Source organism: Nocardia sp. NPDC003345, from assembly GCF_053589395.1.
Map to the genome: position 1 here is coordinate 1 of NZ_JBSFRU010000199.1, position 11,829 is coordinate 11,829.

Sequence of the window (11,829 nt, forward strand, 5' to 3'; positions counted from 1 at the left end):
GGCGGGCATGCGCACCCGGGCCAGCGCGTCCAGATAGAAATCGTCGTACTCGGACAGTTCCGCGAGCATCTCGGGTACCGCCCCCGCCATGCCCGCGAATCGGTCCATCAGGAAACGGCGCTTCGCGCCCTCGTCGGTGAACTCGGTTTCCGCGGCGGCGAAGAGGTACATCTGCCGGGCCTTCGGCCCGCCCCGCACCGCGAGCCGGCCCGGCGCACTGTAGGCATAGGCGATTTCCCGGCGCGGGCCGTCCGCTCGTTCCCCGGCCGGCGGCTCCCCCGCGATGGCGTAGTAGTACCCCCGATGGCCGACGAATTCCGCTTCGGGCCCGAACGCCAGGCGGCGCACCCGTGAATGGATCCCGTCGGCGCCGATCACCAGGTCGAAGCGACGGGACGGGCCGTTTTCGAATTCGACCTCCACACCGTCGGTGGTCTCGCGCAATGCGCTGATCGAATCCCCGAACAGGTAGGTGCACCGGCGGGCGGTGAGCCCGTAGAGGATCTGCGCGAGATCACCGCGCAGGATCTCGACATCACCGCCGGTGAAGTCGCCGGATATCCGCGCGCGCTCCCGGCCCTCGGTATCCATGATGACCATATCGGTGGCGCCGGTACTGCGGCGCCGGACCTCCTCGTAGACGCCCATCCGCTCGAGCACCGTGCGCTGCACGGACCCCTTGAAGTCGACGGCCTGCCCACCCGGGCGCAGGGCGGCGGCGCGCTCGACCACGGTGACCTCGAATCCGTAGCGGTCGAGCCAGTAGGCGACCGAGGGGCCGGCGATGCTCGCGCCGGAAACGAGAACGGTGCGATTGCGCATGAGGAACTCCATTCCTGATCTGCATCCAATGGAAACTGTTTCCGGCGGACGCAAAACAGCGTATGGTAGACACAGTGGCACGTCAACGACTTTTCGAAAGGCCCCGATGCCGACCCCGACCGTGCTCGAACTGCTCTGGGGAACCGACCGGCGACCGACCCGGGGCCCGAAACCCGCCCTCACTCGTGCCGCCATCGTCGCCGAGGCCGTCGGATTGGCCGATACCGAAGGACTCGCCGGGCTGTCCATGCAACGCCTGGCCGACCGGCTCGGCTACACCAAGATGTCGCTGTACCGCCACCTACCGGGCAAATCGGAACTGACCGCGCTGATGCTGGAGGCCGCGCTCGGGCCGCCACCGGAGCCGCAAGCCGGCGCGCCACCGGATTGGCGGTCCGGGCTGCGCTCCTGGGCCCTGCTGACCTTCGAACGCTACCGGCGACACCCCTGGGCCATGGAACTCCTGACCGGGGCCCGGCCCATCGGGCCGCACGAACTCGGCTGGATGGAGGCCGCGCTGCGCACCCTCGACGAAACCGCCCTGAGCGGGCCGGAACGGATGGATACCCTGGTCGTCCTCAACGGCCACGTGCGCAGCCTGGCGCAGCAGCTGATGACACCGGGCGGGAACGAGGGCGCCTTTTCCGAGGGCATCGCGGCGGCCCTCGAAATCGCCGGCGATCGCTTTCCCTCCGTGATCGCGGCGCTGACCGACCCCCCCGGCGGCCCGAACGAGGGCGCCGGGCCGGGCCGCGATGCCGCGCTCGAATTCGGAATCGAGCGGATCCTGGACGGCATCGCCGCGCTGCTGACGGACCGGAACAGCACCGGTTCCTGAACCGACGCCACCGGGCACCCGTCCCGGACGATCACTCGCCCTTTTCGGCGACAATCGGCCCGGCGATCACGCCTCCGGCAACCGCACGCCTCGTTCGTCGGCCAGCCGGGCGAGCTTTTCCGCGGCATCCAGCGGGATCGCGACATAGGTCCGCCAGCCCTCGTCGTCGCGGCGCAGCACATATTCATAATCGCTATCGGTAAGCATCGTGTCGTCGCTGTCGTAGAAGTACCAGCGCACCCGGATACGCACCAGCGAGGGTGTGAGCTCGGCGAGTTCGAGAACAGTGTGATCGACGCGGGACAATCCCAGCGCCTGATACACCGGATAGGATTGGGCCAGCCCCTGGGCCATTTCCTCGCGTGAATGCAGAGCACCCACGAAATCGTCACCGACGATCGTGCCCGGCGTCCCCCACAGCGACGCGGCACGTTCCGCGTCGTAGTTACTCAATGTGGACTGGTACTCGTCCAGGAACGATTCGAGTTCGTCGCGAACGGCCATAGTGCCACAGTAATCACCATTTCCCCCGCTACCGCCGAGGCCATGCCGGTCGTCTCATACGACCGGCCCGGCCGCGGCCGGAGTTCGGAGCGTCCGCGACCGGACGCTCCCCCTCCTCAGTTGGCCAGCGCCTCCAGCAGCGCCGCGCGCTGCCGGGCACCCAGGCCACCGATACGGCGGTCTTCCGGGATATCCGCCTGATCCATCAGCTTGGCGGCCTTCACCGGGCCGACGCCCGGCAGAGCCTTGATCACGGCGACCACCTTGGTCTTCTTGACCAGTTCATCGCTATCGGCTTTGCGCAGCAGATCGGCGACGGACACTTTGCCGTCCTTGACCTGACCGATCAGTTCGGAGCGCGCCTTGCGCACCGCCGCCGCTTTGGCCAGAGCCTCCGTGCGTTGTTCCGCGGTCATCGTTGGCAGTGCCATATTTCCTCCGCTTCCACTTGTCGCTCGAACATCTGGTTGATCGGGTCGATTCAACATCACAATACCGACACCGAACCGGAGACACACCGGCCAGACCTGCAGTCATAGCAATGATTTCTCACTCGCGACCGGGCGGCAGCGCGCGGGCGGCCCCGGCAAGCGATCGGGTATTCCGCGAAATCGACAGTGGAAATCCGCGCGACAGGAAGCAGGAACACGTAACACTCGCGACCGATCTACCGACATTCCGGGCAGACGCACACTCTGCACGGCGGCGATTCAACGGCGAATCGAGGGATCAGCGGCGATACCCGCCCGTCGGCAGCGGCAACGCGTTCACCAGGTATTTCTCCACCTATATCGCGACAGAGGCCGCTGACCGGCGGATAGTCGCATGCAATGAATCCGCTGACGAATCCCCGCACAACTGCTACGCTGCCGAACCTAGAACACGTTTCATTTTGGCAGGAGTGGTGATGGCACGCGAGATCCGCGATGTGGTCGAGCAGTATGTGAAACTGGTCGGCTCGGGCCCGACCGAGGATATCGTCGCTCTCTACGCCCCGGACGCCGTCATCGAAGACCCCATCGGCACCGAGCCGAAGCAGGGCCACGATGCCATCCGCGAGTTCTACGACGTGATCGCGAGCCTGGACCGCGAGACGAGCCTCGCGCCGGAGACCGTCCGCATCGCCGGACGCCACGCCGCCTTCGTCTTCACCCTGGTCACCAAGGCCGGCGGGCACCGTATGACGCTGAGCCCGATCGACACCATGGAGTTCGACGACGAAGGCCGGATCGTCCGGATGCGCGCCTACTGGGGTGCCGACGATATGGCCGTCGAACCCGAATGAGCCGCGATGCGGCGACTCGACTGCGCTGAGCCGTCCGCATCGCCAGCCCGGGCCGCCCACGACCGGCCCCGGCCCCCATCACGCAGCCGGTACCTGCCCACAAGTCCCGGCTGCGTCGGGCCGAGATCGTGGGCGTCCCGGGCGCCACAACCCGATTTCGCGCCGAGCGTGTGGAGCACGTCACGCGGCCTTTCCGACGCGTCACGCCGAGCGCCGCCGTCTCGTCCCCCTTGTAGACCGATAACCACCGGCACGAGGAGCACCGATGAGCACAACCCGCATCCCCGCAGTCGCACCGAAGGACGCCGGACCGCTGGCCCGGGTGATGTACTGGTTCGCCCGGCGGAGAATGGGCGAAGTCCCCGAACCGTTCGCGGTCGCCGCCCACCACCAGGGCATCATGGTCGCCAACGGTGTCCACGAACTGCTTGTCGAGCGCGTCTCCCGGAAACTACCCGCGAATATCCGCGAAATCGCCGTGTACCGCACGGCCTGGACCGTCGGCTGCTCGTGGTGCGTCGACTTCGGCACCATGCTGCAGCGCCTGGACGGCCTGGACATCGACCGGCTCCAGCACATCGCCGAATACGAGACCTCACCCCACTACACCGACGACGAGCGCGCGGCCATCGCCTACGCCGACGCCATGACCGCCACCCCGATGACCGTCACCGACGAGCAGGTCGCCGATCTCGAAGAGCGCTTCGGCCGCCCCGGCGTGATCGAACTGACCTATCACATCGCGCTGGAGAATTCCCGCGCCCGCGGCAACCACGCCCTCGGTATCACCGCGCAGGGATTCAGCACGGACTCCTGCCGGGTGCCCTGGGCCTGACGTTCAGATAACCCAGCAGGCGTAGCCGATATGCTCGCCGCGCCCCACGAAGACCCGCACACCGGGCGCCGCACCGCCCCCGTCGGCCTGCACCGCCGACAGGGTGTGGTCGCCCCCGGTGGCCGGCACCCACCGAGCCAGCGCCAGCCCGCCCCCGAGCGGTGGAACCGTGACGAACGGGACCCCGTTGTCGAAGAAGGTCACCGGTGCCACCGCCTCGCTCAGCCAGGCCCGCACCGTATAGGTGCACCCGGTCCCGTAGTTGGTGCGGATACCGGCGTTCATATCCGGCGTCACGCTCACCTGCCGCACCGCGGCGCCAGCCGGCGGCGCGGCCAGGACCACCGCCGCCAGCGCCGCACCCACGACGGATACGAAAGCACCCACACGGATCATCCGTGTGGGTGCGTATAGCCGCTGCATCGCCATGACCTGCTCCTACATCGCATGAATGCCGAGGGTCACCGAGAGTACTGCGGGCCGGATCCGGTTGGGCCCCGATCCGGCCTCCGAACGATTGCGACTGCCGTCAGGCGGATTTGTCCCGGCGCTCCGGACGCTCCCGCTTCCGCGGCACGATGGTGGGCAGCACGTTGTCGTTCACCGTATCCGCGTCCACCACGACCTTGGCCACATCGTCACGGCTCGGGATATCGAACATCACCTGCTGCAGCACCTCTTCCATGATGGCGCGCAGGCCCCGCGCCCCGGTGCCCCGCAGAATCGCCTGATCGGCCACGGCCTCGAGCGCGTCCCGGGTGAACTCCAGATCCACCCCGTCCATCTCGAACAGGCGAATATACTGCTTGACCAGCGCGTTCTTCGGCTCGGACAGGATCTTCACCAGCGAATCCTTGTCCAGGTTGGTCACCGACGCCACAACCGGCAGACGGCCGATGAACTCGGGAATCAGACCGAACTTGATCAGATCCTCCGGCATCACCTCGGCGAAATGATCCGTGGTATCGATCTCGGCCTTGGAGCGGACCTCGGCGCCGAACCCGATCCCCCGGTGCCCGGTGCGATCGGAGATGATCTTCTCCAGACCCGCGAACGCCCCCGCCACGATGAACAGCACGTTCGTCGTATCGATCTGGATGAACTCCTGATGCGGATGCTTACGCCCGCCCTGCGGCGGCACGCTGGCCTGGGTGCCCTCCAGAATCTTCAGCAAGGCCTGCTGCACACCCTCACCCGAGACATCGCGGGTGATCGACGGGTTCTCGCTCTTACGGGCGATCTTGTCGACCTCGTCGATATAGATGATTCCGGTCTCGGCCCGCTTCACGTCGTAATCGGCGGCCTGGATGAGTTTCAGGAGAATATTCTCGACATCCTCGCCCACATAACCGGCCTCGGTGAGAGCGGTGGCATCGGCGATCGCGAACGGAACGTTCAGCATTTTCGCCAGCGTCTGCGCGAGATAGGTCTTACCGCAACCGGTGGGACCGAGCATCAGAATATTGGACTTCGCCAGCTCGACGCTCTCCCCACGCGCGTCACGGCCCTTGTCCCCGGCCTGAATACGCTTGTAATGGTTGTACACGGCGACCGCGAGCGTGCGTTTGGCGGTGTCCTGCCCGATAACGTAATTCTCCAGGAAATCCCGGATCTCCGCCGGTTTCGGCAGCTCGTCGAGTTTGACCTCACTCGACTCCGCCAGCTCCTCCTCGATGATCTCGTTGCACAGATCGATGCACTCGTCGCAGATGTACACCCCTGGTCCCGCAATGAGCTTCTTGACCTGCTTCTGGCTCTTTCCGCAGAACGAGCATTTGAGCAGATCGCCGCCGTCGCCGATGCGCGCCATCGTGTGGGTCCCTACTTCCTTGTTCGCGTGCAACCATCCGTCCAGCTGTCAGCCGGCCGCCGCCTCAGGTGGAGCGAATCCGGCGGTTTCACCCGGATCTTTGGGCGGTGCTGTCAACCGGGAACAAAGGTCCCTGTGTTTGACCGTACCCGGTGAGCGCGATGGAGGTCGACAACTCGGGCAGGTTTCTCGTCGCGGTTGTGCCGGGATTCACCCGGATACCTCGTCGCGGCGCCTTTTTTCGCGCGCCGCGCCGAATGGGGCGTGTCGGGGCGACGCGCCCGCGGTATCCGGCTGGGCCACAGGCCCACCCCGGCCGATCCGGCGTACCGCGGCGCGGCCCGCCGGACCGGGGTGGCCCTACTTCTGGGCGCTGAGCTTGCGGTAATCGAACACCGTATCGATGATCCCGTACTCCTTGGCATCCTCGGCCGTCAGGATCTTGTCACGATCGGTGTCCTTACGGATGGTTTCCGCGTCCTTACCCGTATGCCGGGCCAGGGTGGTCTCCATCAGCCGGCGCATCCGCTCGATCTCGGCGGCCTGGATCTCCAGATCCGACACCTGCCCCTGGATGCCGCCCTCCACCGACGGCTGGTGGATCAGCACCCGCGCGTTCGGCAGGCACGCCCGCTTACCCGGCGTCCCCGCCGCCAGCAGCACCGCCGCCGCCGACGCGGCCTGCCCGAGGCAGACGGTCGCGACATCGGCACGCACGTACTGCATGGTGTCGTAGATCGCCATCAGCGAGGTGAACGAACCACCCGGCGAATTGATGTACATCGTGATATCGCGGTCCGGGTCCAGCGATTCGAGCACCAGCAACTGCGCCATGATGTCGTTCGCCGACGCGTCGTCGACCTGCACGCCGAGGAAGATGATGCGTTCCTCGAACAGCTTGTTATACGGGTTGGACTCCTTGACGCCGAAACTCGAATGCTCGATGAACGACGGCAGGATGTAGCGCGACTGCGGACCCGCCGGGGCGACACCGCCCAGGCCGCGAGGATCGATCGGATTGGCCATATTCGTCTCCAAGTCTGTGAGTGAGCTTTCCGCCGGACGGATACGCGAAAACGAACCGGCCACCGGCCCGGATTCGCGGCGACGCCCTAGTTGCTGCCCGTGCCGCCTGTCTGGCGCGCAGTGCTGACCACATGGTCGATGAAGCCGTATTCGAGCGCCTGGTCGGGGGTGAACCAGCGGTCGCGGTCGGCGTCGGCGTTGATCTGCTCCACCGGCTTACCGGTGTGCTGCGCCTGCAACTCGTTCAGCTCACGCTTGGTGTAGGCGAACTGCTCGGCCATGATCGCGATATCCGCGGCCGAACCGCCGATACCGGCCGAGGGCTGATGCATCATGATCCGGGTGTGCGGCAGCGCGAAACGCTTCCCCGGCGCGCCGGCGGTCAGCAGGAACTGCCCCATGGAAGCGGCCAGACCCATCGCGGTGGTCGCGATATCGCATTCGACGAACTGCATGGTGTCGTAGATCGCCATACCCGCGTTCACCGACCCGCCGGGCGAGTTGATGTAGAGCGAAATATCTTTGGTGGGGTCCTCCGCCGACAACAGCAGCAGCTGCGCGCAGATCTTGTTCGCGATGTCATCGTCGACCTGGGTGCCGAGGAAGATGATGCGCGAACTCAGCAGGCGCTCGTACACCGAATCACTGAGATTGAGCCCAGCGGTCGGAGCTGTCATGACCTCGGCTTTGTTGATTGTCACGGATACCTGCCTTCTCTTCGCCGGCTCGTTGCTGTCACAAACACTAACGAAACAGGGCGGCACCGATCTTCCGGTACCACCCCGATTCGCTCAGAGCGCAATATCTATGGCGCCGCCTCCGGCGGCGCGGGGGTTCGGGGCCCCCTTGTGTCTCGGTTCTTCACTCCTACGCTCAGTCGCTGCGCTCCCTCGCTCCGTCGCTCCAGAACCGAGACGGGCCCCGAACCTCGATTGCTGACCATACGGATGAACGTGGGCCACCGTCGCGCCCCCTTGCTCCGTCGCTGCGGGGCGGACCCCGACCATTGGACGCGGCCATCCGGAGGTGGCAGAAGCCCTGGGCTTCGGGGGGTGGGCATACCGACGACAGCGGTTGCTCGTCTGCTGTCTGTGGATGGCCGACACTCCCTCAGGTCCCAGGGCTGCTGTGCGCGATCGTCGCGGGGGTTACTCCGCTTCGGTGGTGGCTTCCTCGGTGGTGGCCTCGGCGTCGTCGTCGGCCTTGTTGCCGAACATCTCGTCGGTGTCGACGGTGTTGCCCTCGGAGTCGGTGACGGTCACCTGGAGCACGACCTCGGCCAGGGCCTTGCCGCGGCGGACATCGGCGAAGACGGCGCCGAGCTGACCGGCCTGCTGGACCTGCTGGATGAACTGCTCGGGGGCCATGCCGTACCGCTGGGCCTGGAACAGGATCCGCTCGGTGAGCTCCTCCTGACCGACCTGGGTGCCCTCGGCCTCGGCGACGGCGTCCAGCAGCAGCTGGGTCTTCACCGACTTCTCCGCGGCTTCCTTGGTGTCGGCGTCGAACTCTTCCCGGCTGGAGCCCTGGGCCTCGAGCGCCTCGGCGAATTTGGCCTCGTCGTGATCGAAACCGTGCACGGCGTCGTGCTCGACGGCGTCGATCTCGGCCTTCACCACGGCCTCGGGCAGCGGGACCTCGACGGTCTCGAGCAGCTGCTCGAGGACCTTGTCGCGGATCTCGCCGGCCTGGGTGACCTTCTTGACCCGCTCGACCCGGGCGCGCAGATCGGTCTTCAGTTCGTCGATCGTGTCGAATTCGCTGGCGAGCTGGGCGAATTCGTCGTCGGCCTCGGGCAGTTCGCGTTCCTTGACCGAACCGAGGGTGACGGTGATGGTGGCTTCCTGCCCGGCGTGCTCACCGGCGACCAGGGTGGAGGTGAACTCCTTGGACTCGCCGGCCGACATCCCGGTCAGGGTCTCGTCGAGGCCCTCGATCAGCTGGCCGGAACCGACCTCGTGCGACAGGCCGGTGGTCGCGGCCTCCGGGACCTCCTCGCCGCCGACGGTGGCCGACAGGTCGATGGAGACGAAATCGCCGTCCTGTACCGCGCGCTCGACGCCGGTCAGGGTGCCGAACCGCTGCCGCAGCGACTGCAGCTGCTCGTCGATATCGGCGTCGGTGACCTCGATGGCGTCGACCGTCACGGCGATCGCGCTGTAATCCTCGGGCAGGGTGATCTCCGGGCGGACATCGACCTCGGCGGTGAACGCCAGCTCCTCGCCGTCCTCGATCTTGGTGATCTCGATCTCCGGCTGGCCGATCACCTTCACCTCGGAGGTGGTGACGGCCTCGCTGTAGCGACCGGGCAGCGCGTCGTTGACGACCTGCTCCAGCACCGCCCCGCGGCCCAGGCGCGCCTCGAGCAGCTTGGCCGGCGCCTTCCCCGGACGGAAGCCGGGAATGCGCACCTGCTTGGCGAGGGCCTTGTAGGCGCGATCGAAGTCCGGCTTCAGCTCCTCGAAGGGCACCTCGACATTGATCCGGACCCGGGTCGGGCTCAGCTGCTCGACGGTGCTCTTCACGGACATGCTCCTTGTTTCTCGTCGGTTCGTGTTCTCACCGGCCCCGCACGTATACGTGCTGGTCACCGGATGATGGCGCGTGGTCGGCGACGGCACGTGGGTACGCGCCCTCGGCGTACCGTCCGAAGCGGCGAGCACCTGCGGTTTCACGCGCCCGGGATACGCATCCCGACCAGGGTAGTTGACCGGCCCGCTCACGCTGCAGGCCGGTCGCGGTATTACAGCCGGTCGGTGACGAAGACCAGGGTCTCGTTCGGCTGCACACCGTTACCGCCGGCGCCGTAACCCAGCTCCGGCGGAATGATCAGCAACCGGCGGGCACCCTGCTGCATCCCTTCCAGGCCCTGTTCCCAGCCGGGAATCACCATGCCGGACCCGAGGGTCAGTTCGAAGGGTTCCCCGCGTTCGAAGGACGAATCGAGTGTCTGCTTGTCCGACCAGGTGACCAGGGCGTAATTCATGGTCAGCTGTTCCCCCGCCGCGGCACCCGGTCCGGTGCCGGGAACCAGATCCTTGGTTATCAGCTGTTTCGGCGGATCGCAGTCGTCGGGAACGGTGATCTGCGGGACCTCGCCGAAGCCGCCGGTGACGCCGATATCGTCGGCGCCGCATTCCCGCCCCTTGGAGGCGGTCGGTCCGGCCTGGGCGGGAGCGGTCGCCGGGGCGGCCGCGGTGGTGGTCGGGGCGCTGCTCTCGGAACTGTCGTCCGAGCCGCACCCGGTCAGGCCGAGCGCGGCCGCGCCGACCGCGGCGACGGCGATGATCCTGCCGAAAATGTGCATGCGGGGACCCTATCCGCCGGCCGCCCGGCCACCACGCCGGGGCGCGACCGGGGCACACCGCGCCGGGGCGCGACCACGCACACCGGCACCACTCCGGGGCACCGCCGGCCGCCGCCCGGTGGCGGTGGTCCCCGGCCGGTCTGGTCCGGGCGGCGCCCCACCACACCGATTACCGGGTCGCGGCGCGGGTATGCCGCCGGGCGACAGCGTTTCGATGGCACGGCCGCGGTTTCGCGCGCGCCGAACCGGGCGCGGTACGGCACACATCCAGCTATCGTGGTGGCGGTACCACACTCGGCGGGTGGGCGGCTGTTGCGACCACGACCTCCAGGAGGTTCGGCGTATGACGCAGTTGACGAATGGCGGCGGGGATACGAGCGCCGACAATGTGGGTGAAGGCGGTGGCGAATCGCTCGCACCCCGGCCCTACGTGCTGTCGGCGGCGGCTACGGGGCCGCTGGATCCCGACGAACTCGAAACCCTGGACGCGTGGTGGCGGGCCGCCAACTATCTGTCGGTGGGGCAGATCTATCTGATGGACAACCCGCTGGTCCGGGAGCCGCTGGCCCCGGAGCACATCAAACCTCGCCTGCTCGGCCATTTCGGCACGGTTCCCGGGTTGAATCTGGTGTGGGTACACGCGAATCGGGCGATCCGGGCACGCGACCTGGACGCGGTGTTCGTGGCGGGGCCCGGCCACGGCGGGCCGGGCCCCAACGCCTGCGCGTGGCTGGAAGGCACCTGTTCGGAGTTGTACAGCCATATCCCGCGCGACCGCGAGGGCATGCGGGCGCTGTTCGCCCAGTTCTCCTTCCCCGGTGGTGTTCCCAGCCACTGCGCCCCGGAGACCCCCGGCTCGTTCCACGAGGGCGGCGAACTCGGCTATTCGCTGCTGCACGCGTTCGGTGCCGCGCTGGATCATCCGGACCTGACGGTGTTCTGCGTGGTGGGCGACGGCGAAGCGGAGACCGGCCCGCTGGCGGGCAGCTGGCACGCCAACAAATTCCTGAACCCGGCCCGCGACGGCGCGGTGCTCCCGATCCTGGCCCTCAACGAATACAAGATCGCGAATCCGACACTGCTGGCCCGGATCCCGGAATCCGAGCTCGTATCGCTGTTGCGGGGCAACGGATACGAACCGCTGATCGTCGCGGGCCGCGATCCGGCGCAGGTGCACCAGGACATGGCCGCGGCGATGGACGCCTGCCTGGAGCGGATCGCGCAGATCCAGCGGGCCGCGCGGGACGGCACCGACAACAGCCGCCCGCACTGGCCGATGATCGTGCTGCGCACGCCGAAGGGCTGGACCGGCCCACCCCAGGTGGACGGTAAGCCGGTGGAGGGCACGTTCCGCGCCCATCAGGTACCGCTGCCCGCCGCCCGCCAGGACGCCGCGCATCGC

At 67.2% G+C, this 11,829-nt stretch carries 13 protein-coding genes; 4 read left to right on the plus strand and 9 right to left on the minus strand.

Features of this window, described 5'->3' with window-relative positions:
• On the minus strand, positions 1 to 822 hold an 822-nt coding region (locus tag ACWDU1_RS20750), incomplete at its 3' end, for an FAD-dependent monooxygenase (protein WP_450000686.1).
• A 106-nt stretch (positions 823 to 928) separates the two neighbouring features.
• Between ACWDU1_RS20750 and ACWDU1_RS20755 the strand changes: the two genes are divergently transcribed.
• Complete coding sequence (locus tag ACWDU1_RS20755; protein ID WP_450000687.1) at positions 929 to 1,660, plus strand: TetR/AcrR family transcriptional regulator; 732 nt, start codon at positions 929 to 931, stop codon at positions 1,658 to 1,660.
• Positions 1,661 to 1,726: 66 nt separating this feature from the next.
• Here the strand turns inward: ACWDU1_RS20755 and ACWDU1_RS20760 are convergent, their stop codons facing one another.
• Both ACWDU1_RS20760 and mihF read right to left on the minus strand, forming a co-directional pair.
• Positions 1,727 to 2,164, minus strand: a complete 438-nt coding sequence (locus ACWDU1_RS20760) for a DUF6841 family protein (protein WP_450000689.1) — start codon at positions 2,162 to 2,164, stop codon at positions 1,727 to 1,729.
• A gap of 116 nt (positions 2,165 to 2,280) precedes the next feature.
• Complete coding sequence (gene mihF, locus ACWDU1_RS20765) at positions 2,281 to 2,595, minus strand: integration host factor, actinobacterial type (protein WP_030523251.1); 315 nt, start codon at positions 2,593 to 2,595, stop codon at positions 2,281 to 2,283.
• Positions 2,596 to 3,071: 476 nt separating this feature from the next.
• On the opposite strand from mihF, the gene ACWDU1_RS20770 reads away from it, so the two are divergent.
• Both ACWDU1_RS20770 and ACWDU1_RS20775 read left to right on the plus strand, forming a co-directional pair.
• Entirely contained in the window at positions 3,072 to 3,449 is a 378-nt protein-coding gene (locus ACWDU1_RS20770) for a nuclear transport factor 2 family protein (RefSeq protein WP_450000691.1), read from the plus strand.
• Between the two features lie 265 nt (positions 3,450 to 3,714).
• Complete coding sequence (locus tag ACWDU1_RS20775; protein WP_450000692.1) at positions 3,715 to 4,284, plus strand: carboxymuconolactone decarboxylase family protein; 570 nt, start codon at positions 3,715 to 3,717, stop codon at positions 4,282 to 4,284.
• Between the two features lie 3 nt (positions 4,285 to 4,287).
• Here ACWDU1_RS20775 and ACWDU1_RS20780 read toward each other — a convergent pair whose 3' ends face one another.
• The 6 genes from ACWDU1_RS20780 to ACWDU1_RS20805 form a co-directional block, all read right to left on the minus strand.
• Positions 4,288 to 4,671 carry a hypothetical protein gene (locus ACWDU1_RS20780; RefSeq protein WP_450000693.1) on the minus strand — a complete coding sequence of 128 codons (384 nt, stop codon included), beginning with the start codon at positions 4,669 to 4,671 and terminating at the stop codon, positions 4,288 to 4,290.
• Positions 4,672 to 4,813: 142 nt separating this feature from the next.
• Positions 4,814 to 6,094 (minus strand): ATP-dependent Clp protease ATP-binding subunit ClpX, encoded by a 1,281-nt coding sequence (clpX, locus tag ACWDU1_RS20785; protein WP_030523255.1) that lies wholly within the window; start codon positions 6,092 to 6,094, stop codon positions 4,814 to 4,816.
• A 360-nt stretch (positions 6,095 to 6,454) separates the two neighbouring features.
• Positions 6,455 to 7,120: an ATP-dependent Clp protease proteolytic subunit gene (locus ACWDU1_RS20790; protein ID WP_450000694.1), complete on the minus strand. Its 666-nt coding sequence runs from the start codon at positions 7,118 to 7,120 to the stop codon at positions 6,455 to 6,457.
• Positions 7,121 to 7,206: 86 nt separating this feature from the next.
• Positions 7,207 to 7,797, minus strand: a complete 591-nt coding sequence (locus ACWDU1_RS20795; protein ID WP_450000702.1) for an ATP-dependent Clp protease proteolytic subunit — start codon at positions 7,795 to 7,797, stop codon at positions 7,207 to 7,209.
• 471 nt (positions 7,798 to 8,268) lie between these two features.
• Positions 8,269 to 9,645: a trigger factor gene (tig, locus tag ACWDU1_RS20800; RefSeq protein WP_450000696.1), complete on the minus strand. Its 1,377-nt coding sequence runs from the start codon at positions 9,643 to 9,645 to the stop codon at positions 8,269 to 8,271.
• Positions 9,646 to 9,863: 218 nt separating this feature from the next.
• Positions 9,864 to 10,427: an FKBP-type peptidyl-prolyl cis-trans isomerase gene (locus tag ACWDU1_RS20805; protein WP_450000698.1), complete on the minus strand. Its 564-nt coding sequence runs from the start codon at positions 10,425 to 10,427 to the stop codon at positions 9,864 to 9,866.
• Positions 10,428 to 10,770: 343 nt separating this feature from the next.
• Between ACWDU1_RS20805 and ACWDU1_RS20810 the strand changes: the two genes are divergently transcribed.
• Positions 10,771 to 11,829, plus strand: a 1,059-nt coding sequence (locus ACWDU1_RS20810) for a phosphoketolase family protein (RefSeq protein ID WP_450000700.1), incomplete at its 3' end; no start/stop codon positions are given.